Below are 20453 nucleotides of genomic sequence, written 5' to 3'. Positions count from 1 at the left end.
GGCGTCCCGAGAAGGCCGGGCCCCATCGTTCCAGGAGTCTTTCGGTGAGCTACTTCAAGCACCACGTCTTTTTCTGCTGCAACCAGCGCGGCCCCGGTGAAACCTGCTGCAACAACCACGGCGCCTCCGACCTGCAGACCTACGCCAAGGAGCGGGTCGCCGAACTCAAGCTGAAGGGGCCGGGCAAGGTGCGCATCAACAAGGCCGGCTGCCTCGACCGCTGCGACGCGGGCCCGGTGATGGTGGTCTATCCGGAAGCCGTCTGGTACACCTACGTGGACAAGTCCGACATCGACGAGATCATCGAGGAGCACCTGATCCACGGCCGCGTCGTGGAGCGCCTCAAGGTATGAGCCCGACCGCTGCCAGCGCCGTGCTGATCCCCGGCCCGATCGGGGACATCGACACCCTGGTCGACCTGCCCCGCGGCGAGGCCCGGGGCATCGCCCTGGTGGGCCATCCCCATCCCCTGTTCGGCGGCGCCAACACCAACAAGGTGGCCCAGACCCTGGCGCGCACCTTCGTCCAGCTCGGCTACATCGCCCTGCGCCCCAACTTTCGCGGCGTCGGCAAGAGTGCCGGCAGCCACGACAACGGCCAGGGCGAGAGCGACGACATGCTGGCGGTGCTCGACTGGGCGCGCCGCCAGTACGATCCGGCAGGGGCGCTGCCGGTGGTGCTGGGGGGCTTTTCCTTCGGCGCCTACGTCCAGGCCCGGGTGGCCTCCCGCCTCAAGGAGGCCGGCACCCCGGTGCTGCGCATGGTGCTGGTGGGCACCGCTTCCGGCCACGTGGAAGGCGCCCGCCACTACGTCACCGACGCGGTGGCGCCCGACACCATCGTCATCCACGGTTCCGCCGACGAGACCGTGCCCCTGGCCAACGTGCTGGCCTGGGCCGAGCCCCTGGAGCTGCCGGTGATCGTGGTGCCCGGCGCCGACCATTTCTTCCACCGCCGCCTGCACATCCTCAAGGACATCATCGTGCGGGCCTGGAGGGACTGAGGCCGTGATTCCCGTGGATGTTCCGGCCGCCGGCCTGCACGACGCCCCGCCCCTGTCCGTCACCGGCCTGGTCAAGTGCTTCGGCGACCAGGTGGTGGTGCGCGACCTGTCCTTCGCCGTGCCCAAGGGCACCTGCTTCGGCCTGCTCGGCCCCAACGGCGCCGGCAAGACCACCACCCTGCGCTGCTGCCTGGGGCTTACTGCCCCGGACGGCGGCGAGGTGCGCCTGGCCGGCCTGCCGGTGCCCGAGGCGGCGCGCCAGGCGCGCATCCGGGTCGGCGTGGTGCCCCAGTTCGACAACCTGGACCCGGACTTCACCGTGGCCGAGAACCTGCTGGTCTACGGCCGCTATTTCGGCCTGGCCGACAAGGCGGTGCGCGCCGAGATTCCCCGGCTGCTCGACTTCGCCGGCCTGGGCGGCAAGGAGAACGCCCGCATCCAGGCCCTTTCCGGCGGCATGAAGCGGCGCCTGACCCTGGCCCGGGCCCTGGTCAACGACCCGGACGTGGTGTTCCTCGACGAACCCACCACCGGCCTCGATCCCCAGGCCCGCCACCTGATCTGGGAACGGCTCAAGCAGCTGAAGGCCGCCGGCAAGACCCTGCTGCTGACCACCCACTTCATGGACGAGGCGGAGCGCCTGTGCGACCGCCTGGCCATCATGGACCACGGCGCCCTGGTGGCCGAGGACACGCCCCGGGGACTGATCGCCGGCCACATCGAGTCCCAGGTGGTGGAAGTGTTCGCCGAGGCCGACCACGGCCTGACCGCCTGGGCCGAGGCCCGGCGCGACCTGGCCAGCCGCCTGGAGATCGCCGGCGAGACCGCCTTCTTCTACTGCCAGGACCCGCGTCCGCTGCTGGCCGAGCTGGAACGGGCCCCCCAGTTGCGCTACCTGCACCGGGCGGCCAACCTGGAGGACGTGTTCCTCAAGCTCACCGGCCGGGACCTGCGCGACTGAGGACAGTCCGGCCGCTTCAGTTCGGCAACGGCTCCCAGTGCGGCAGACGGGCGGCCTGGCCCCGGTAGGCGCCGGTCTCGTCCACCAGGTTCCACACCGTGGCGCCGCTGATGCGGAAGCGCTGGCCGGTGCTGGCGATGCGGATGCCTTGGTAGTCGGCGATGTAGCCGTGGTCGGCGACCCGTTGCAGCAGCCGGGCCCGTTCCTCCCGGTTCGGCGCCTCGGCGGAAAAGCGTGACGGCAGGGCGACCAAGGTCGGCCAATCCATGGCGAACAAGGCCTGGGCCGTCGGGTTGGCGAAGTTGAACAGCGGATCGTCCCGGTTGTCGTGGGAAAGCAGGGCGTAGGGGGCGGTCAATACCGCTGCCAAGGCTTGCGTCGGCGACAGATGGGGCGGCACCAGATCGTCGCCGGTGAGGCGGCGGTAGCTGGCGCGCAGCAGGGCGACGTGGTCGATCAGCCAGGAGCGGTCGGGCATGGCGGGTGGCTCGCGGAAGATGAAAATGCAGGCCGGAACAGCAGGCCGGAACAGGCGCCGCGGCCCGGGTCGGACACCGGGCTGGCGCGCACAAACGAGGTTGTCAGTATGCCGTTCGAATCGAATGCCGCCAATGCGGCCCAATCCCGCCTGGGGCGCCCGGCGCGCCAGTCCGGCCTCGACCTGGGGCCGCCGCGCTTTTCGCTGCGCTTCCTGCCGGTGTGGCGGCGCAACTTCCTGGTATGGAAGAAGTTGGCTTTCACCTCGGTGCTCGGCAACCTGGCCGACCCGCTCATCTACATGCTCGGCCTGGGCTACGGCCTGGGGCGTCTGCTGCCGCAGATCGAGGGCCAGCCCTACGTGATGTTCCTGGCCGCAGGCACGGTGTGCGCCTCGACCATGAATGCCGCCACCTTCGAGGCCCTCTACTCGGCCTTCTCGCGCATGCACGTGCAGAAGACCTGGGAGGCGATCCTCAACACCCCCCTGGCCCTGGACGACGTGCTCACCGCCGAGCTGGTCTGGGCAGCGTGCAAGAGCCTGCTCTCGGGCGTGGCGATCCTTGTGGTGGCCACGGTGCTCGGCCTGATCACCTCGCCCCTGGCCCTGCTGGCGGTGCCGGTGATCTTCCTCACTGGCCTGGCCTTCGCCGCCCTGGGGCTGATCTGGAACGCCCTGGCCAAGGGCTACGACTTCTTCATGTATTACTTCACCCTGTTCGTCACGCCGATGACCTTGATTTCCGGGGTGTTCTTTCCCGCCGCCGAACTGCCTCCGGTGGTGGCGGCGGTGGGCGAGGTGCTGCCCCTGTCCCACGCGGTCAAGCTGATCCGCCCCCTGCTCGCCGGGCAGTGGCCGGCGGCGGCCTTCACCCACCTGGCGGCGCTGCTGGCGATCACCGGTGTGGCCTTCTGGGTCGCCACGGTTTTGACCCGGCGCAGGTTGCTCAAGTAAGGCCCGCCGTACAATGGACGCCATGACCGCCCCTCCGTCCGCCGACTGCCTGCTGGTCCTGTGCAACTGCCCCGACACCGCCACCGCCGACGCGCTGGCGGCCGCGGTGGTGGAGGCGCGCCTGGCCGCCTGCGTCAATGTGCTCGCCCCGTGCCGTTCGGTGTATCGCTGGCAGGGCGCGGTGGAGCGGGCCGAGGAAGTGCCGCTGCTGATCAAGACCACCGCCGCCGCCTACCCGGCCCTGGAGTCGGCCCTGCGCGCCGCCCACCCCTACGACGTGCCCGAGATCGTCGCCGTGCCGATGGTCCGGGGCCTGCCCGATTACCTGGCCTGGTTGGCGGCGGAAGTCGCCCCCGTGCCCGGTTCCTCCGGCTCTACTTTTTCCTGCTGATGCCCATGCTCGCCCGCCTCACCGCCCTGTTCCTCCTGGCCCTCGCCCTGGCGGCCCCCGCCGCCGCCCAGGAATTCCTCGATCCCCAGGTCGCCTTCCAGCCCAGCGCCAGCAAGGTGGATGCGGCCAGCGTCGAGGTGCGCTTCACCATCGCCAAGGGCTACTACCTGTACCGGGACAAGTTCCGCTTCGCGGCCCCGGGCGCCACCTTCGGCACGCCAGCCTTCCCCAAGGGGCAGATGAAGAAGGACGACCTGTTCGGCGATGTGGAGGTGTTCCACGACCAGGTGACGATCCGCCTGCCGGTGCAGGGGACGCTGCCGGCCACGATCACCGTCACCTCCCAGGGCTGCGCCGAGGGCGGCATCTGCTATCCGCCCCAGGAAATGGACGTGGCGGTGGCCCAGGCCGGAGGCCCAGGGCTGGCGGCCTTCACCAAGGGGGCGGGCGCGAATGCCGCGTCTGGCGCGGCGTCCGGCATCAGCACCCCGGAGAGTGGCGCCAATGCTGGATCTTCGGCCGATACCCCGGCGGCACCGGAAAAAAACACGGCTGCCGCCGACGCGGCAGACGGCGACGAGAGCGGCGCCATCGCCCGCATGCTGCGCCACGCCGGCTTCTGGGCCAACCTGGCGGCCTTCTTCGTCGCCGGCCTGGGGCTGTCGCTGACCCCCTGCATGCTGCCCATGGTGCCGATCCTGTCCGGCATCATCGTCGGCTCGGGCAAGGTCAAGCCGGCCCGGGGCCGGGCCACCGCCCTGGCCGTGGCCTACGTGCTGGGCATGGCGGTGACCTACGCCCTGGCCGGGGTGGCCGCCGGCCTCACCGGCACCCTGCTCTCGGCCCTGATGCAGAACCCCTGGGTGCTCGGCTTCTTCGCCCTGGTGTTCATCGCCCTGTCCCTGGCCATGTTCGGCTTCTACGAACTGCAGATGCCGGCCTTTCTGCAAAGCAAGGTGTCGGAAGAGGCGTCCCACCTCAAGGGCGGCTCCCTGCCCGGGGTGGCGGCCATGGGCGCCTTGTCGGCCCTGATCGTCGGCCCCTGCGTCGCCGCGCCCCTGGCCGGCGCCCTGCTCTATATCGGCCAGACCCGGGACGCCCTGCTCGGCGGCGCCGCCCTGTTCACCCTGGCCCTGGGCATGGGGGCCCCCCTGATCGCCCTGGGCGCTTCCGCCGGCACCTTGCTGGTCAAGGCCGGCCCGTGGATGGCCCGGGTCAACCAGACTTTCGGCGTGCTGCTGCTGGCCACCGCCCTGTGGCTGGTGGGGCCGGTGCTGCCCGAAGCCCTGGTGATGATCGGCTGGGGCCTGCTCGCCCTGGTGCCGGCCATCTACCTGCATGCCCTCGATCCCCTGCCCGCCGGCACCCGCCCCTGGCAGCGCTTCTGGAAGGGCCTGGGGGTGGTGCTGCTGGTCTACGGCGCGGCGGTGCTGGTGGGCGCCTTGGCCGGCGGGCGCGACCCGCTCCAGCCGCTCAAGCCTTTCGCCGCCCCGGCGGGGGCGGTCGGCACCGTCCAGGCTGCCGCCAGCGAAGGGCCGCGCTTCGAGCGGGTGGCCAGCCTGGCCGAGCTGGACGCCCGGCTGCGCACCACCGACCGGCCGGTGATGCTCGACTTCTATGCCGACTGGTGCGTCAGCTGCAAGGAGATGGAGCGCTTCACCTTCACCGATCCCAAGGTGCGCGCGCGGCTCGACCAGTTTCTGCTGCTCCAGGCTGACGTCACCGCCAACAGCGCGGCGGACAAGGCCCTGCTCGCCCGCTTCAACCTGTTCGGCCCGCCGGGCATCCTGTTCTTCGACGCCGCCGGTGAGGAAGTGCGCGGCCACAAGGTGGTGGGCTTCCAGAGCGCCGAAAAGTTTGCCGCCTCCCTGGACCGGGTCCTGTCCAAGTGAGCGGAACGCCCCCGGCCGGGTCGGGGGGCAGGGGCGAGGAACCGGGGTGGCGATGCTAGAATCCCCGTTTTTTCGCCCCCGGGCGCAGCTAAAACAGGGAGTGTTCCGTGCAAATCGTCTGTCTTGACCTGGAAGGTGTCCTGGTCCCCGAAATCTGGGTCGAATTCGCCGAGCGTACCGGCATCCCCGAACTCAAGCGCACCACCCGGGACGAGCCCAACTACGACGTGCTGATGCAGTACCGCCTGGGCATCCTCAAGCAGCACGGCCTGGGCCTGCCGGACATCCAGAAGGTCATCGCCGAAATGGGCCCCCTGCCCGGCGCCAAGGAATTCATCGAGTGGCTGCGTCCGCGCTTCCAGGTGGTGATCCTGTCCGACACCTTCTACGAATTCGCCATGCCCCTGATGGAGCAGCTCGGCTTCCCCACCCTGTTCTGCCACAAGCTCGAAGCCGACGCCCAGGGCTTCCTGGTGAACTACCACCTGCGCATGCCCAACCAGAAGCAGGAGGCGGTGAAGCGCTTCAAGGAGCTGAACTTCAAGGTGATCGCCTCCGGCGACTCCTACAACGACACCACCATGCTCGGCGAAGCCCACGCCGGCATCCTCTTCTGCCCGCCGGACAACGTCATCCGCGAGTTCCCCCAGTATCCGGTGGTGCTCGACTACGCCCAGCTGCAGGACGAAATCCTCAAGGCCAGCGCCCGCATCTGAGGCGCGCCCTCCGGGGCGGTCGCGGCCATTACGCTGCGCCGCCTCTGCCACCCGCCGCATTCCCGACCGTACCGCCATGCACCGCGAACGCTTCTATACGCTGACTGCCTCCTGTCCCGACCGGGTCGGCATCGTCGCCACCGTGTCAGGGTTCTTTGCCCAGCACAAAGGCTGGATCCTGGAGACGGCGCTGCACGCCGAGCCCGATTCCGAGGCCGCCCCGGGGCGCTACTTCATGCGCCTGGAAGTGAAGGCCGATTCCTTGCCCTTCATGCTCGCCGAACTGCGCGAGCGCTTCGCCCCCCTGGCCGCCGAGCTGAACATGGACTGGCGCATCACCGACAGCGCGGTGAAGAAGCGGGTGGTGCTGCTGGTGTCCAAGCAGGAGCACTGCCTGTACGACCTGCTGGCGCGCTGGCAGGCCAAGGAGCTGGACGTGGAGATTCCCTGCATCATCTCCAACCACGACACCTTCAAGGGCTTCGTCGAGTGGCACGGCATCCCCTTCCACCACATCCCGGTGACGGCGGACAACAAGGTCGCCGCCTTCAAGGAAATCCAGCGCATCTTCGAGGAGGTGAAGGGCGACACCATGGTGCTGGCGCGCTACATGCAGATCCTCTCGCCGGAACTGTGCGCCGCCTACCCGGGGCGCATCATCAACATCCACCACAGCTTCCTGCCCAGCTTCGTCGGCGCCAAGCCTTACCACCAGGCCTACACCAAGGGGGTAAAGCTGATCGGTGCCACCTGCCACTACGTCACCGCCGACCTGGACCAGGGCCCGATCATCGAGCAGGACGTGATCCGGGTAGACCACTCGGACACCCCGGACGACCTGGTGCGCTACGGCAAGGACATCGAGAAGACCGTGCTGGCACGGGGCCTGCGCTACCACCTGGAAGACCGGGTGCTGACCCACGGCAACAAGACCATCGTCTTCCGCTGATCGTCGCTTCGGCACGGCACTGCACAAGGGGCGCTTCGGCGCCCCTTGTTCGTTTGCGGCGCAGCGTGCGCAACTACCGGCCGTGCCGGCCGATCAGCCGCCCAGGGCGGCGTAGCGGTAGGCCGGCGCGGGGGCGCAGGGTACGCAGTGGGTGGTCAGGGGACGTCCCGGGGCCCACAGGTGCAGGAGGAAGGCGCCGGGCTCCAGGGTGAACGCCAACTCCCCGGGGGCTCCGTCCAGGTCCAGGGCGATCTGGTGGGCCGGCGACGGCGCGGTCAGGGCCAGCCGGCCGGCGAAGGTGGTGGCGACGAAGCGGTGCACGTGGCCGCACAGCACCGCTTCCACGTTGGGGTGGCGCGCCAGCCAGGCGTCCAGGGCCTCGGCGCCCCGGCAGGCGATGGTGTCCATGCCGGCCACGCCGATGGAAAAGGGCGGATGGTGCATGACCAGCAAGGTGCGGGTCCGGGCCGGGCAGGCGGCCTCCAGCCAGTCCAGGGCGGCGGCGTCCACCAGGCCATGCTCCTGGCCCGGCACCACGGTGTCGAGCAGCAGCAGGGTGCCCGTGGCCACGTCGAGACGGCGGTGGCAGGGGGCGTCGTCCTCCCCCGTCCAGCCCTGGCCGGGAAAGGCGGCGCGCAACGTCTCGCGCCGGTCGTGGTTGCCGGGCATCAGGGCCACCGGGCTGGACAGGGGCGCCAGGGCCCGGTCCAGCCAGGCGTACTCCGTTGCGCTGCCCCGGTCGGACAGGTCGCCGCTGATGAGCAGCAGGTCCGGCGCCAGGGCGGCGATGCGGGCCAGGGCCGCCTCCAGGCAGGCGGCGGTGTCTACCCGGCCGTAGAGCCGTTGCCCCGGGGGCTGCAGGTGCAGGTCGCTGAGTTGAACGATGCGCATGGTTCCAGCATAGCAGTCGCATCGTGGAGCGCGGCCCGGGGGGCTGGGGGGCACAAACGACAACGGGCGCCCGAAGGCGCCCGTTGCGGCATCGCGGGGAGGAGCCGCGCTTACAGGTGGTAGGCGGACTCGCCGTGGGAGGTGATGTCCAGGCCTTCCCGCTCTTCTTCCTCGGGGACCCGCAGGCCGATGAACATGTCCACCAGCTTGTAGGCGACCAGGGCGACCACGCCGGACCAGACCAGGGTCACGCCCACGCCGGTCAGCTGCACGATCACCTGGTCGGCGATGGAGTAGGAGTCGGCGACCTTGTTGGCGACGTAGTCGTAGATGCCGGCACCGCCCAGGGCAGGGTCGGCGAACACGCCGGTGAGGACCGCGCCGAGGATGCCGCCCACGCCATGGACGCCGAACACGTCCAGGGAGTCGTCGGCACCGATCAGGCGCTTCAGGCCATTGACGCCCCACAGGCAGACCACGCCGGCCAGCAGGCCCAGGACGATGGAGCCGATGAAGCCGACGAAGCCGGCGGCCGGGGTGATCGCCACCAATCCGGCCACAGCACCGGAGGCGGCGCCCAGCATGGAGGGCTTGCCCTTGATCATCCACTCGGCGAAGACCCAGGAGAGGGCTGCGCAGGCGGTGGCCACCCAGGTGTTGAGGAAGGCCAGGGCGGCGGAGCCGTTGGCTTCCAGGGCGGAACCGGCGTTGAAGCCGTACCAGCCCACCCACAGCAGGGAGGCGCCGATCATGGTCATGGTCAGGCTGTGCGGGGCCATGGACTCGCGGCCGTAGCCGACGCGCTTGCCCACCAGGATGGCGCCCACCAGACCGGCCACGGCGGCGTTGATGTGCACCACGGTGCCGCCGGCGAAGTCCAGTGCGCCCTTCTGGAAGAGGAAGCCGGCCGTGGCGTTGAGCTTGTCGGCGGAGGCGGCATCCAGGTAGCCGTCCGGACCGGCCCAGTACCACACCATGTGGGCCATCGGCAGATAGGCCAGGGTGAACCAGATGGTGATGAACAGCAGCACCGCGGAGAACTTGATGCGCTCGGCGAAGGCGCCGACGATCAGGCCGCAGGTGATGCAGGCGAAGGCCCCCTGGAAGGCGATGTAGGCCATTTCAGGCACCACCACGCCCTTGCTGAAGGTCGCCGCCAGGCTGTCCGGCGTCACGCCCTTGAGGAACAGCTTGTCGAGGCTGCCGAAGAAGGCGTTGCCCTCGGTGAAGGCCAGAGAGTAGCCGTAGATCGTCCACAACAGGGTCACCAGGGCGAAGACCATGAACACCTGCATCAGCACGGAGAGCATGTTCTTCGAGCGCACCAGGCCGCCGTAGAAGAGCGCCAGGCCGGGGATGGACATCAGCATCACCAGCGCAGTGCTCATCAGCAGCCAGGTGGTATCGCCCTTGTTGGGCACCGGTGCCGGCGCAGCGGCTGCCGGTGCTTCCGCCGCCGCAGCGGCGGCAGGGGCGGTGGTTGGAGCAGGAGCCGCCGCGGCAGCGGGTGCCGCGGCGGGTGCAGAGGCCGCCGGAGCGGGAGAGGCCGGCTTGTCGTCGGCAAAGGCCGGGGAGGCGAACGCCACCGTTCCGACCAGAGCCAGGGCGAGGCCGAGGCGCGCAAAGAGCCGTTTCATCGTGGAACTCCCTTTAGAGGGCGTCCTCACCGGTTTCGCCGGTGCGGATGCGGATGACTTGTTCGAGCGGGAAGACGAAGATCTTCCCGTCGCCGATCTTGCCGGTGCAGGCCGACTTCTCGATGGCTTCCACCACCTGGTCGAGGATCTCGTCGCGCACGGCGGCTTCGATCTTCACTTTGGGGAGGAAGTCGACCACGTATTCGGCGCCCCGGTACAGCTCGGTGTGCCCTTTTTGCCGGCCGAAACCCTTGACCTCGGTCACGGTGATGCCCTGCACGCCGACGGCGGCGAGGGCTTCCCGGACTTCGTCAAGCTTGAACGGCTTGATGATGGCGGTAACCAGTTTCATGGTGTGCCTCTGCGGTGAAGTTAGAACGTGCGGGAAACCGACAGCACGGCGGTGGCCTTGCCGCCATCGTGCTTGCTGGTGCTGGCGTTACCGTCGGTATCGACGGTCTTGGCCAGGCAGTAGGGATTCACGCCGGTGCTGTTGCAGCTGCCCTTGGCGTTGGTATCCACGTAGGCGAGGCCCACCACCCAGCCGCTGAAGTCCTTGGTGACACCGACCTTCCAGTCGGTGTAGTCGCCGTTATGGACGTTCTTGTAGTACAGCTGGCCGACGTGGGCGTTGACGCCCCAGCCGTTGCCCAGGTCGTAGTTGGCCGACAGGTCCAGGTAGGAAGTGCCGGCGGTGCTGCGGCCGGTGGACGCGCCGTTGGCGTCGATGCCCTTGGTGGCGAAGTAGTCGTCCACAGCGTAGGAATACTTCAGGCTGAGGAACTTCCACGAACCGCCCACGTACAGTTCCTTGTTGGTGACGGTGTCGCCGCCGGTCTTGCCGACCAGGGGACCCTTGGCGGAACCGGGGTAGTAGTAGAGGATCGCGCCCACATCCACGCCGAAGTCACCGAAGGTCTGCTTCCAGCCGCCATAGAGGTCCATCTCCAGGTTGCCGCCGGGGTAGCCGGCGCCGGAGGTGACGTTGGAGTTCCAGTTGCCCACGTAGAAGCCGCTGGAGTGGGAGTAGTCGAAGCCGCCTTGCAGCGCGGGATGACCGTTGGTCTGGTCGATGCCGCGGAACCGGTAGCTGGAGAACAGGCCCACGTTGGCGGTCAGGGTATGGGGGCTGGCCGGGTCGGCAGCGGGGGCGGCGGCATCGCCAGCGGACTGGGCGAAGGCCGGCAGGGCGCCCAGGCCCAGGGAGGCGACGGCAACGGTGAGAAGGGTTTTGCGCATGTTGGACTCCTTTGTCTCAGCAAGTGAAAAAACTACAACGCGGTATGAGCACGCTCTGTGCCAGTTTGGAAAGTGCCTAAAAATCAAACGGATGCTGCGTTGGCTTGTATGCTGGAAGACGAATCCGCACCGCTGCGGCGCGAACATCATGGCATACGCACCATGACGGTGCGAAGCTCTGTTGCGGGGTGAATAACGCTCTGCCGGCTCTGGTACAGAGGCTCTCCACCGCCGCGGCAAAGGCCCCGGCCGGCAGCCCGTTCGACGTTGGCAGCCCTCCCGGGCGGGCCGGGAAGGCGGGCAGAGCATCCCCCGGGCGGAATAAAAATGGACTCAAGAGAAAGGACGGGCACGTAAAAACCGCGTCATGGCGTCGCCGCCCCGAAATTGGCCGCCAAGGCTTGCCGGCGGGCGGAAACGGCCCCCTGTGCTACACTCAAAAATAGTGCCGCAATGCTTTTTTTAAGGATGTTGTCATGATAGACCCGAAGGCTTTCGAAGAGTTCTCCAACCGCATGAGCGCCATGTTCGCCGCCTCCCCCGCAGCCGACATCGAAAAGAACGTGCGCAGCCTGATGAGCGGCTTCTTCAGCAAGCTCGACCTGGTCAGTCGCGAGGAATTCGACATCCAGAGCCAGGTGCTCGCCCGCACCCGGGAAAAGCTCGACGCCCTGGAAGTCCGGGTCGCCGAACTGGAAAAGCAGCTCGGCGCCAAGGGCTGACTCCGCCATGGCCGGCGCGCTCCGGGAGCAACGGCGGGCTACTGGGCGCGCCCTGCCCGGGGTGCTGTTGACCGCGTTGGCCCTGGCCGCCGGCCCCGCCACGGCGGCGCCGGAGCATTTCACCATCGACCCGGCCCACACCTTTCCCCAGTTCGAAGTCAGCCACCTGGGTTTTTCCCTGCAACGGGGACGGTTCGACCGGACCCGGGGCACCCTGGTCCTGGACCGGGAGGCCGGGCGGGGCGAGGTGGACGTGACCATCGAGGCGGCCAGCGTCGATACCGGCCTGGACGCCCTGGAAAAGGCCCTGCGCGGCGATTCCTTCTTCGCCGTGGAGCGCTACCCCACCCTGACCTTCCGTAGCCGTCAGATGTATTTCCGCGACGGCCGCCCGGTAGGGCTGGACGGGGAGCTGACCCTGCGCGGCGTGACCCGGCCCGTGTCCCTGGTGATCGACCACTTCGCCTGCGGCACCCAGCCCCTCACCCGCCAGGCGGTGTGCGGCGCCAATGCCCGGGGCAGCCTGCGCCGTTCCGAGTTCGGCATGGCCGCCTACCTGCCCTTCGTCGGCGACGAAGTGGCGATCGCCATCCAGATCGAAGCCATCCGCGACCCGGCGCCATGACCCTGGCCCTCGTCCACAGCCGCGCCCTGGCCGGCGTGGCCGCCCCGCCGGTGACGGTGGAGGTGCACGTGGCCAACGGGCTGCCGGCCTTCTCCCTGGTCGGCCTGCCCGAGGCCGAGGTGCGGGAATCCCGGGAGCGGGTGCGGGCGGCCCTGCTCACCAGCGGCTACGACTTCCCGGCCCGGCGCATCACCGTCAATCTGGCCCCGGCCGACCTGCCCAAGGATTCGGGCCGCTTCGACCTGCCCATCGCCGTCGGCCTGCTGGCCGCCTCCGGCCAGTTGCCCACCAAGGGATTGGACCAGGTGGAACTGGCGGGGGAGTTGTCCCTGTCCGGCGAACTGCGCCCGGTGCGCGGCGGCCTGTCCATGGCCCTGGCGGCCCGGGACGCGGGGCGCGCCCTGGTGCTGCCCGCCGCTTCCGCCGCCGAGGGCGTGCTGGCCCCGGGCAGCGCCGTGCTCGCCGCCGGCACCCTGGCGGCGGTGTGCGCCCACCTGACCGGCCAGGCGAGCCTGGCGCCCCCGGCGGTGGCCCCGGCGCCGCTGCCTGCTTATCCAGACCTGGCCGACGTGAAAGGCCAGGCGGCCGCCCGCCGCGCCCTGGAAATCGCCGCCGCCGGCGCTCATGCCCTGTTGCTGGTGGGGCCGCCGGGCACCGGCAAGTCCATGCTTGCCGCCCGGCTGCAAGGCATCCTGCCGCCCCTGGATGAGGACGAGGCCCTGGAATCGGCGGCCCTGCTGTCCGCCGCCGGCCTGTTCGACCCGGCCGCCTTCGGCCGTCGCGTGCAGCGTTCGCCGCACCACTCCGCATCGGCCCCGGCTCTGGTGGGGGGCGGCAACGACGCGCGCCCCGGCGAAATCTCCCTGGCCCATGCCGGCGTGCTGTTCCTCGACGAGTTGCCGAAGTTCTGATTTAGCCAATGTAGCAACGAACAAGGCAAAAATTCGGATAACCCACTGACTATAAAGGAATCCCAAAGTATCCAATGTCGCATTACTTGCAGGAATCCTGTGAGTGATGTCACAGCATTAGAAGTATCCCAGCTCCTGCCGAAATCCTCGAAACATCGATAAATCATATAGTTAGCATCGGATGATGAGCGATTCGAGATTTAAACAACAAATGCAGGAATGTTGCATTACTCGTCACTTTCCGATATTATGTGTTCCATTCCTGCATCACTTGCAGGTAGCAATATTGGAAATTCCAGTTTTTTGCGGCTAGGAGGACGAGGGAAATGGCGAATCCGAAGATAGTGCTGGCGACATCCGATGTCGCTTCGAGCGCTCTCGCGCCAGCAGATGCCGAACTGTTCGGGACCATCATTGATGCATGGACTCGTCGCCGCATCGGCTCGCTGCGCCATACCCACAAAGCCGTAGCCAGGGACGTCTCGGTGCTGCGGGAGTTTGCTGCCCACTCAGGTCTGCCGCCTTGGCTCTGGAATGAGGATGCATTTGACTGCTGGTGCGATCATCTCGGATTGGAGCGCCGGTTGGCCAATAGCACCCAGCGGCATTACCAATGCTCGATCCGATCCTTCCTCGAATATCTCACGACGAACGTCAAGTTCAGGAACGAGATCCGGCGCTTGTATGGCGTCGAGCCACGACAGATTTGCACGGAAGAGAACTGCATCCCCCATACCGTCGAAAAGGAGTCCTCCAAAGAGCGCCGAGCCTTCACACATGAGGAAATCGAGTTGTTTTTTGACGGGCTGCGGCGCGCTTCTGTCGAGGCCGGCCGCTTCAGGACCAAGGATTACAACCCTCTTCGTCGGGACCGTACTTTCTTTTTCACCCTCTACTCCGGAGGGCTCAGGATTTCCGAAGGCCTCAACCTAAACGTAAATTCGTTTGCGCCGAATCCAGCTTTACCTGAACTTGGCCCCTATGGATTCATCAAGGTCTGGGGCAAGGGAAGCCGGGGAAGTGGGAAGCGCTTTCGGACCGTACCGGTCACCCATCCTGACTTCCCTGAGCTCATGGACTGGTACATCACAAGAGTCCGCCCTGAATTCCTTCATCGAGCGGACCCCAATGAGGAAGCCTTGTTCCTCTCGGAGCGGGGAACTCGTCTCAAGTCGTCCAGCGCCGACGCACGCTTCAAAATCGCAACTCGCTATTGCGGCCTGGAAGGCGAAGGACTGACGCCACACTGTCTGCGCCACTCGAGCGTTACCCACGAATCCTTGCGCTTCAGCATCGAGATGGTTCGTCGGAAGCATGGCCACGCTTCTGCGGCAACAACACAAGGCTATATGCACGTCCCCGACGTTATGGTCGACGACGAAATCAGCAGCGTCGTCTCCCGCGAGCTCGATGACGCGCTCAACACACAGGAGAAGAAAGAATGAGCGATACGCCCAATATCAGACTTGGTTGGCGCCTCCGCGTGCGGATGGCGGAAAACCGAATACCGACCGCCACGGAACTCAAGCGACGGCTCGACGCGATCGGCTACGACATCACCAGCGCCCAACTCTCCCGAATTGTGGACGAGCGACCGGCCCAGGTGAAAACCGCGCTACTGGAGGCTTTGCTTAAAGTCCTGGGGGGAACCCTAGACGATCTCATGCCCGCGGAGGGCCGTGTTGAGCAGCCGAGTTCTGCGCCTCAAGGTGGTGAGGAAGTTGCGCCAAGCCCAGCGCCGGCGGCCACCCCCACCCGTAAGCGCAAACCGGCGCGCCCCGCCTCGGAAGCAGTCGATCCGGACGATGCCGGTGGCCCCAGGGTACGCCCCTTCTCGGTCCCACCGAAGAAGTGAAATAGCGTTCCTACATGGCGACCTCTGCTCATACCTGTTGCGATGAATGCAGCCGTCCGATGGCCAAGGCGCGTCTCGTCCGGAACGGGAAGGCCTTGTGCGACACCTGCAGCCAGCGGATTCCCTACGCCCCTTGTGGCAAGTGCGGAAAGCAGACGCGCATGCTCAATGACCAAGGGGAACCGCTCTGCAAGGTCTGCCGTGCCCTCAACCGCACCTGCGTGCGTTGCGGCAAGCCAGTGCGCAAGGCTGGGCGCTTGGTCGATGGCGGTGCTGTCTGCGGCCCCTGCGCCAAGTATTACCGTGAACCGCAGGCCTGCGATCAATGTGGGGCAATGGAGAAGGTTCTTACCGGCGTACAGACAGAAACTGGGCGGCGCCGTCTCTGCGGCAGGTGTTTCCGGCGCCATAAAGGCTACAAGAGCTGCAGCATCTGCCGGAAAGACAGGCTGCCTGTCGGCGTGACCGCTGACGGCAAGCCTATATGCAAAACCTGTTTGAGTGCGGCCGGAAAACCTTTCGTGTGCCCAACCTGTGGCCAGGAAGGAATACGCCATAGTAGAAGGCGTTGCCAGAAGTGCTACGTTCGCGATACGGCGAAAAGCCGTGTCGAGGAATATGCTCCCCTTTTTAGTCATGCATGGACCCGGGAAGCCTGGCTGGGATTTGGTGCAGAGACCCTGGAGGCAATGAATCCAGAAAAGCTAGTGCATCGAATCAACAGCTACTACCTCTTCTTCGTCCGGCTTGATCTCGCCTTCAGCAAACCTACAGAAATCACGCCGGTCGCGCTGTTGAAAAGCGTCGGCGGCTTGGATGGGCTCCGTCGATACACCGTGCCCTATGGCTATCTCCTGAAGCACCGAATCATCCCCGAGACAACGCGCAGTCTCCTGCAGGACGAGGCTGAATCCATCAGGCAGGAAGCCATGATCGCCAAGCTGGATGGCAAGTGGTATGCCCCAGTCATGGCACGCTACCGGAATCACCTGCTGACTGTCCGCGCCCGATACGACAGCCGGGGCTGGAAAGGGGAAGATACCCGGATGAAGGCGCGCTCGATTACGCTCAACCTCCGGGCGGCTCGGCGTTTATGCGAAACGCTGGATGCCATAGGTGTCCAGATGATTCAGCAGACGACGCCAGAGATGCTGGACAAGTTCTTCATGGACTATCCTGGACTGGCCGTCTCAATCCGTGCCTTCGTCCGATACCTGAACCGGAAGGAAAAACTCTTTCAGCGCCTGCGCCTGAAGACAGTTGCCCGGAGTGTGCCGGAAGGGATTTTCCTGCCCCGCGAAAAATCCACTGCGCTCATTCAAGCGTGGATGACGCCGACTGATGAGACGCTTCGGCAGTCCCTCATCGGCCTGTTCATGCTGCTCTATGCCCAGACGGTCAAGAACTGTGTTCGGCTTCGTCTGGATGCACTCATCCAACGGGCTGACGGGCGTTATCGCATAGCATTTGGCCGCGCGGAAATCCACCTGGATGCTCGGATCAGCGCGATACTCGATCGCTATTTGAACGTGCGGCAAACACTGGTTGCTCTGGACCATGCCGACGAAAATCCGTATCTCTTTCCGGGACGGCAGTTAGGCAGTCACCTGAGTGCCGAATCGGTATCCGGTTGGTTGAAAAAGGCGGGCGTCAGCTCCGATCAGTTGTTTGCAACATCAATCTATAACGCCTATCAAAATGGCCTGCGACTTCCCAAGGTCTTGGTGCGAGCGTTTGGCATCACCGATACGACCGCGATCAAGTATCTCAACATGCTGGATCCCCGCCTGGTCATGGAGATCGAACGCAAACCACTGGGCGGCGGGGACGAACCCTGATGGCTGGCGAACTTACCGTTCGGAAAAATCCATACGCCAGCGGTCAGCCGTGGTGGCTCTATATGCTCGAATGCAAGGGCGGAGGCATCTACACCGGCATCGCGCTGGATGTGGATGCGCGGTTTGAGCAACACGTCGCAGGCAAGGGCGCCAAATACACGCGCATGAACCGGCCCATCCGGGTCGTCGCGCGCATCCGCTACGACACGCACCGGGAAGCCGCTCAGGCTGAAGTTGCGCTGAAACGCCTCAAGCCCCTGGAAAAGCTGCGGTGGGCCTATGCCTTGGCTGGGTTAGTCGGCATGGACAAGTCGGCGTAACGCGTGGGGCGTCTCCGGATCGTTGAGGGGCAAAAGCATCGCGGCCCCCGCGATCCGCTGCAACAGGTGGGCAAGTCGGGCTTTGGGTTCGTCGTGAAGGACGATGCAGCGATCGCGTCCCAGTATCCCATGGGCCGTCAAGGCCGCGAATCCGTACAGGACGTCGTTCGCCTGGTCGGCCACTTCTGCCGCCGTCCTGCCATTGAACCGCAGCAGCTTGATTCCCAGTGGCACCGGCGCCTCAACGAAAGCCGCCAAGCGGACAAATTGAGGCTGTCCGGGCACTTCGATTTCCAGCTCGACATCGCGATGGAAGGTCGAGACGAATTCGAGTTCCGAGCGGCGGAAGGTATCATCGACGTCATGCTGAAAGGTGGATCGCTTCGGAATCTTCGGCACCGTGACCATGCTGCCAAATAGCCGCCGGGCCACAACAAGCGGACTTTCCCCGGCTGGGACGATTGCGTTGATGGGTTCGCCGGCGTCGAAGCGGGCACCGGATTTCGCCAAATGGTTCAGTTCGTCCTGAATTTCGGCGGCCGTCCGGGCCTCCATCGCCAGCGCCTTGAACCAGCGCTCCCATTCACGAAATACCCAGCTGACAGCCTCGCCATAGCCGAATGCGCGGCAGAAATAACGGGCATCGGAATCGCCTGAAGGTTGGTCGCCCAGCATGGCCAGGTGCGTCTCGCCCTGACCATGGACGAGCACGCCGATATTCCGATGCTCCTGGCGGAAGGGGTCGGCCGCATAGCGGATCGTCCAGCAAGTTACCTCGCGGGTGGTCATGGTCGCATCGCCGCGGCGGGGATGATTTCCGACAGGCGCCGGGATCGCACTGACAAAGCTTGGTAGAGGGCTTCCTGGGTTTCCGGCAGGACGGTCCGGAATGCCTGGCCGAAGACACAGCAGTTCCGCAGGGTGTCATCCGGTAGGCAGGCGATGCGAACCAGCCACTGTTCCAACCGGGTCTTCTCGACAAGCCCCTGGAAAGGGTGGAATTTGACGATGGGCTCGGTGCTCTTCAGGCGCTCGACACTTCGGGCTGGGTCCTGCTCGACGTCAAGCAGCGCGAACTGATGGTCGAAGGCGCGGAACAGCGGCAGGTGCTCGCTCAACATCGCCGCCTTGATGTTGCCGCCACGATCCCGGTTGCCGATCCAATAATCGAACGCCAGGATTGCGGCCGCTGCCTCGGGGTACCGGGCGGCCACTTTCCGGTAATCCGACTTGCGCATGTCCGGCAGGTCCAGGCCGGGCAGCGCCACCTCGAGGCTGGCATAGGCATAGCCGTCGGCGGCGACGGTAAGCACGCCGTCAGCGACCGGCACACGTAGCGCCTGCGCCAGCCGCATGGCCGCGAACTCGTTGTACACCAGGTGTGGCGAGTCGGGACAGTCGAATTTCAGGATGCCGTGCAGGGTACAGGCCACGGGGTGGGTAATCCCCTGGACATTCCGGCGAGGCGGGAACAGTTTGTGAATGCGGTAGGGCGTTGGCATAAGACCGCCCTATGCCGAGCCGGCCGAACGTCGGGATTGCCCTTTTGCCTTTGGCTGGGAACCCTCGCCGCCCTGGCCGGGCCCCTCGGTATGCGCCAGAAGATCGAGCACGTCGACATGCAAGGCATTCGCCAGCCGCTCCAATCCATCAAGCGAGATGTTCGTGACGCAGCGCTCCAGCTGCGACACGTAGGTCCTGTGGAATTCCGCCAACTCGGCCATTGCCTCCTGGCTCAGTCCGCGTTCCTTGCGTAAGCGCCGGAGGTTTTCGGCAACGCGCTGGCGCGCCTCCCCAATTGTTTGATCTCTCGTACCCATAGTGGTCTGGAGAGTGGCCGCCTACGGGTTTTGTATCTACAGCGCATTACTCTACTGTTTTTAAATCTCATTCGGTAGAATCGCTATGTCATCTACTTAACCCTCTTCGTTCCGCCATTCCCTACCGGGAACGGTGGGAGCGAGTTTCAGGAACGACCATGAAACTGCTTCGCCTCCTGGCGGTGTTGACCATCGCCGTCGCTGGCTTTCCGGTCCAGGCTCAGAACATCCTGACCGAGCTCAGCGGCTCCACCTACCGGGAAAAGACGGTGTATGCCGTCTATGACGTGCCCGGCAAGGACCTCAAAGTTGATGCCATCGAAACCGCCGTCCTCGATGCCATTCATCTCTACGCCCGCGATGCCCAGGTGCGTCAGGGCATCCCGCCGTCCGTCTTCCCCGACTATCCTGCCCAGATGACCCTGGGGCGCCGGCTGAGCGGCGGCCCCAAGCCGAACTGCGCCGGCGAGCTGTTCTCCATCGAGGGGATCGATTCGTCCATGGCGAAGTACGGCGAGAAGACCTACCACCGGGTCTGCCTATTCCCCTACGCCGCGGGATACCGCATCAACTACTTCGCCATCTATGGCCAGCAGTCCGGGGCGGGCAATTCCAATCCGAACGTCCTGGCGGCGATGCTCGGTCGGGCGATGGGTAGCGCCGTGGGTCTGGGCGACAGCAGCGGCGCGATCAACAAGCTGCTGGGACGCCTGGAAGGCAATCTGCAGGGCGCCGGCATGGCCTTCAAGCTGGTGCAACTGCACCCGAAGGATCTGGCCGGCCGAGTGGTCGTGGAGGATGATCTGCCGCGGCCGGCCACCCAGGCCGTAGTGGTGGCCCAGGCTCCCGCGGCATTGGCGACGGTACAGCCTGCCCCGGCTGTGCCGGGACAGCAGATCGACCCGAGAGCCCTTCCCCCGGAGTTGGCTCAACTGCGGACGGCGCTGATGCAGCAGCGCGAAGCCCGTCAGCAGTTGGTGGCGCAGCAAGCGGCCGCAAGCGCCACCGGCAAGAAGCTCACCGCCGCGGACGCCCGCAAGGAGCTGACGGCCATGGGGCTGCAATACTTCAACCAGGAGCAGTTCGTGGCGGCGATCCGCCGCGGCGATGCCCTGGCGGTCGACCTCTTCATCACCGGCGCCGGCGTCGACCTGAATAGCGGGTCTCCAGGATCGACTCCCCTGGTCATTGCTGAGAGTAGCGGACGACAAGATATCGTCGCTTTGCTGAAAAACAACGGGGCGCACTGAC

Annotated in this window: 23 protein-coding genes and 1 pseudogene; 16 read left to right on the top strand and 8 right to left on the bottom strand. The window is 66.0% G+C overall.

All coding sequences use genetic code 11. The annotated features are described in order from the left end of the window. Positions 1–44 precede the first annotated feature (44 nt). From LWW89_RS03110 to LWW89_RS03100, 3 genes are read left to right on the top strand one after another with little or no spacing between them, the layout of a single operon-like run. Positions 45–353: an NAD(P)H-dependent oxidoreductase subunit E gene (locus LWW89_RS03110; RefSeq protein WP_293260877.1), complete on the top strand. Its 309-nt coding sequence runs from the start codon at positions 45–47 to the stop codon at positions 351–353. Next, complete coding sequence (locus tag LWW89_RS03105; protein WP_293260874.1) at positions 350–1003, top strand: alpha/beta fold hydrolase; 654 nt, start codon at positions 350–352, stop codon at positions 1001–1003. The genes LWW89_RS03110 and LWW89_RS03105 overlap by 4 nt, the downstream gene beginning before the upstream one ends. A gap of 13 nt (positions 1004–1016) precedes the next feature. Beyond that, a complete protein-coding gene (locus tag LWW89_RS03100) occupies positions 1017–1964 on the top strand; it encodes an ATP-binding cassette domain-containing protein (RefSeq protein ID WP_293260871.1) in 948 nt (315 codons plus the stop codon). A 16-nt stretch (positions 1965–1980) separates the two neighbouring features. Here the strand turns inward: LWW89_RS03100 and LWW89_RS03095 are convergent, their stop codons facing one another. Beyond that, positions 1981–2442, bottom strand: coding sequence for an MEKHLA domain-containing protein (locus LWW89_RS03095; protein WP_293260868.1), 462 nt, complete (start codon positions 2440–2442; stop codon positions 1981–1983). 108 nt (positions 2443–2550) lie between these two features. On the opposite strand from LWW89_RS03095, the gene LWW89_RS03090 reads away from it, so the two are divergent. The 5 genes from LWW89_RS03090 to purU all read left to right on the top strand — a co-directional run bounded on the left by LWW89_RS03090 (position 2551) and on the right by purU (position 7344). Further along, complete coding sequence (locus tag LWW89_RS03090) at positions 2551–3396, top strand: ABC transporter permease (RefSeq protein ID WP_293260865.1); 846 nt, start codon at positions 2551–2553, stop codon at positions 3394–3396. Positions 3397–3409: 13 nt separating this feature from the next. Further along, a complete protein-coding gene (gene cutA / locus LWW89_RS03085) occupies positions 3410–3787 on the top strand; it encodes a divalent-cation tolerance protein CutA (protein ID WP_293260862.1) in 378 nt (125 codons plus the stop codon). A gap of 5 nt (positions 3788–3792) precedes the next feature. Beyond that, complete coding sequence (gene dsbD / locus LWW89_RS03080; RefSeq protein WP_293260859.1) at positions 3793–5679, top strand: protein-disulfide reductase DsbD; 1887 nt, start codon at positions 3793–3795, stop codon at positions 5677–5679. A gap of 107 nt (positions 5680–5786) precedes the next feature. Further along, positions 5787–6395 carry a bifunctional phosphoserine phosphatase/homoserine phosphotransferase ThrH gene (thrH, locus tag LWW89_RS03075; protein WP_293260856.1) on the top strand — a complete coding sequence of 203 codons (609 nt, stop codon included), beginning with the start codon at positions 5787–5789 and terminating at the stop codon, positions 6393–6395. A gap of 76 nt (positions 6396–6471) precedes the next feature. After that, the gene (purU, locus tag LWW89_RS03070; RefSeq protein WP_293260853.1) at positions 6472–7344 is read left to right on the top strand and encodes a formyltetrahydrofolate deformylase; all 873 of its coding nucleotides are present in this window, start codon (positions 6472–6474) and stop codon (positions 7342–7344) included. A gap of 93 nt (positions 7345–7437) precedes the next feature. Here the strand turns inward: purU and LWW89_RS03065 are convergent, their stop codons facing one another. The 4 genes from LWW89_RS03065 to LWW89_RS03050 all read right to left on the bottom strand — a co-directional run bounded on the left by LWW89_RS03065 (position 7438) and on the right by LWW89_RS03050 (position 11111). Then, the gene (locus tag LWW89_RS03065) at positions 7438–8235 is read right to left on the bottom strand and encodes a phosphodiesterase (protein WP_293260850.1); all 798 of its coding nucleotides are present in this window, start codon (positions 8233–8235) and stop codon (positions 7438–7440) included. 110 nt (positions 8236–8345) lie between these two features. Further along, on the bottom strand, positions 8346–9872 hold the full coding sequence (gene amt / locus LWW89_RS03060; protein WP_293260847.1) for an ammonium transporter: 1527 nt from the start codon (positions 9870–9872) through the stop codon (positions 8346–8348). 13 nt (positions 9873–9885) lie between these two features. Beyond that, positions 9886–10224, bottom strand: a complete 339-nt coding sequence (glnK, locus tag LWW89_RS03055; protein WP_054619821.1) for a P-II family nitrogen regulator — start codon at positions 10222–10224, stop codon at positions 9886–9888. A 20-nt stretch (positions 10225–10244) separates the two neighbouring features. Next, a complete protein-coding gene (locus LWW89_RS03050; RefSeq protein ID WP_293260837.1) occupies positions 10245–11111 on the bottom strand; it encodes a TorF family putative porin in 867 nt (288 codons plus the stop codon). A gap of 476 nt (positions 11112–11587) precedes the next feature. Here LWW89_RS03050 and LWW89_RS03045 point away from each other — a divergent pair, with 476 nt between their 5' ends. From LWW89_RS03045 to LWW89_RS03015, 7 genes and pseudogenes are all read left to right on the top strand, one after another. Beyond that, positions 11588–11833, top strand: coding sequence for an accessory factor UbiK family protein (locus LWW89_RS03045; protein ID WP_293260834.1), 246 nt, complete (start codon positions 11588–11590; stop codon positions 11831–11833). A gap of 7 nt (positions 11834–11840) precedes the next feature. After that, positions 11841–12458 (top strand): YceI family protein, encoded by a 618-nt coding sequence (locus LWW89_RS03040; RefSeq protein ID WP_293260831.1) that lies wholly within the window; start codon positions 11841–11843, stop codon positions 12456–12458. Further along, positions 12455–13366 (top strand): annotated as a pseudogene (locus LWW89_RS03035) (ATP-binding protein); the annotation flags it as partial. The gene LWW89_RS03040 and the pseudogene LWW89_RS03035, both read left to right, overlap by 4 nt. A gap of 329 nt (positions 13367–13695) precedes the next feature. Next, the gene (locus LWW89_RS03030; RefSeq protein WP_293260829.1) at positions 13696–14814 is read left to right on the top strand and encodes a tyrosine-type recombinase/integrase; all 1119 of its coding nucleotides are present in this window, start codon (positions 13696–13698) and stop codon (positions 14812–14814) included. After that, positions 14811–15224 carry a helix-turn-helix transcriptional regulator gene (locus LWW89_RS03025; protein WP_079434297.1) on the top strand — a complete coding sequence of 138 codons (414 nt, stop codon included), beginning with the start codon at positions 14811–14813 and terminating at the stop codon, positions 15222–15224. The genes LWW89_RS03030 and LWW89_RS03025 overlap by 4 nt, the downstream gene beginning before the upstream one ends. Positions 15225–15385: 161 nt before the next feature. Beyond that, positions 15386–17062: a hypothetical protein gene (locus tag LWW89_RS03020; protein ID WP_139379466.1), complete on the top strand. Its 1677-nt coding sequence runs from the start codon at positions 15386–15388 to the stop codon at positions 17060–17062. Then, entirely contained in the window at positions 17062–17382 is a 321-nt protein-coding gene (locus LWW89_RS03015) for a GIY-YIG nuclease family protein (RefSeq protein WP_079434299.1), read from the top strand. The genes LWW89_RS03020 and LWW89_RS03015 overlap by 1 nt, the downstream gene beginning before the upstream one ends. Here LWW89_RS03015 and LWW89_RS03010 read toward each other — a convergent pair. The 3 genes from LWW89_RS03010 to LWW89_RS03000 form a co-directional block, all read right to left on the bottom strand. Further along, positions 17356–18171 carry a hypothetical protein gene (locus tag LWW89_RS03010; protein WP_079434300.1) on the bottom strand — a complete coding sequence of 272 codons (816 nt, stop codon included), beginning with the start codon at positions 18169–18171 and terminating at the stop codon, positions 17356–17358. The two genes, LWW89_RS03015 and LWW89_RS03010, sit on opposite strands and share 27 nt — an antisense overlap. Next, entirely contained in the window at positions 18168–18815 is a 648-nt protein-coding gene (locus tag LWW89_RS03005) for a hypothetical protein (protein WP_079434301.1), read from the bottom strand. The genes LWW89_RS03010 and LWW89_RS03005 overlap by 4 nt, the downstream gene beginning before the upstream one ends. 78 nt (positions 18816–18893) lie before the next feature. After that, the gene (locus LWW89_RS03000; RefSeq protein WP_079434302.1) at positions 18894–19202 is read right to left on the bottom strand and encodes a helix-turn-helix transcriptional regulator; all 309 of its coding nucleotides are present in this window, start codon (positions 19200–19202) and stop codon (positions 18894–18896) included. 158 nt (positions 19203–19360) lie between these two features. Here LWW89_RS03000 and LWW89_RS02995 point away from each other — a divergent pair, with 158 nt between their 5' ends. After that, a complete protein-coding gene (locus LWW89_RS02995) occupies positions 19361–20452 on the top strand; it encodes an ankyrin repeat domain-containing protein (protein ID WP_079434303.1) in 1092 nt (363 codons plus the stop codon). Position 20453 lies beyond the last annotated feature (1 nt).

Source organism: Oryzomicrobium sp. (assembly GCF_021287045.1).
GTDB lineage: Bacteria > Pseudomonadota > Gammaproteobacteria > Burkholderiales > Rhodocyclaceae > Oryzomicrobium.
The sequence above is the reverse complement of the archived record's forward strand: the minus strand, read 5'-3'. Positions and strand labels throughout refer to the sequence as shown.

Coding starts and splice junctions, on each gene's coding strand:
- LWW89_RS03105 (WP_293260874.1), top strand. CDS start 350: ATGAGCCCGACCGCTGCCAGCGCCGTGCTGATCCCCGGCCCGATCGGG.
- LWW89_RS03095 (WP_293260868.1), bottom strand. CDS start 2,442: ATGCCCGACCGCTCCTGGCTGATCGACCACGTCGCCCTGCTGCGCGCC.
- LWW89_RS03090 (WP_293260865.1), top strand. CDS start 2,551: ATGCCGTTCGAATCGAATGCCGCCAATGCGGCCCAATCCCGCCTGGGG.
- cutA (WP_293260862.1), top strand. CDS start 3,410: ATGGACGCCATGACCGCCCCTCCGTCCGCCGACTGCCTGCTGGTCCTG.
- dsbD (WP_293260859.1), top strand. CDS start 3,793: ATGCTCGCCCGCCTCACCGCCCTGTTCCTCCTGGCCCTCGCCCTGGCG.
- purU (WP_293260853.1), top strand. CDS start 6,472: ATGCACCGCGAACGCTTCTATACGCTGACTGCCTCCTGTCCCGACCGG.
- LWW89_RS03065 (WP_293260850.1), bottom strand. CDS start 8,235: ATGCGCATCGTTCAACTCAGCGACCTGCACCTGCAGCCCCCGGGGCAA.
- amt (WP_293260847.1), bottom strand. CDS start 9,872: ATGAAACGGCTCTTTGCGCGCCTCGGCCTCGCCCTGGCTCTGGTCGGA.
- glnK (WP_054619821.1), bottom strand. CDS start 10,224: ATGAAACTGGTTACCGCCATCATCAAGCCGTTCAAGCTTGACGAAGTC.
- LWW89_RS03050 (WP_293260837.1), bottom strand. CDS start 11,111: ATGCGCAAAACCCTTCTCACCGTTGCCGTCGCCTCCCTGGGCCTGGGC.
- LWW89_RS03045 (WP_293260834.1), top strand. CDS start 11,588: ATGATAGACCCGAAGGCTTTCGAAGAGTTCTCCAACCGCATGAGCGCC.
- LWW89_RS03040 (WP_293260831.1), top strand. CDS start 11,841: ATGGCCGGCGCGCTCCGGGAGCAACGGCGGGCTACTGGGCGCGCCCTG.
- LWW89_RS03030 (WP_293260829.1), top strand. CDS start 13,696: ATGGCGAATCCGAAGATAGTGCTGGCGACATCCGATGTCGCTTCGAGC.
- LWW89_RS03025 (WP_079434297.1), top strand. CDS start 14,811: ATGAGCGATACGCCCAATATCAGACTTGGTTGGCGCCTCCGCGTGCGG.
- LWW89_RS03020 (WP_139379466.1), top strand. CDS start 15,386: ATGCTCAATGACCAAGGGGAACCGCTCTGCAAGGTCTGCCGTGCCCTC.
- LWW89_RS03015 (WP_079434299.1), top strand. CDS start 17,062: ATGGCTGGCGAACTTACCGTTCGGAAAAATCCATACGCCAGCGGTCAG.
- LWW89_RS03010 (WP_079434300.1), bottom strand. CDS start 18,171: ATGACCACCCGCGAGGTAACTTGCTGGACGATCCGCTATGCGGCCGAC.
- LWW89_RS03000 (WP_079434302.1), bottom strand. CDS start 19,202: ATGGGTACGAGAGATCAAACAATTGGGGAGGCGCGCCAGCGCGTTGCC.
- LWW89_RS02995 (WP_079434303.1), top strand. CDS start 19,361: ATGAAACTGCTTCGCCTCCTGGCGGTGTTGACCATCGCCGTCGCTGGC.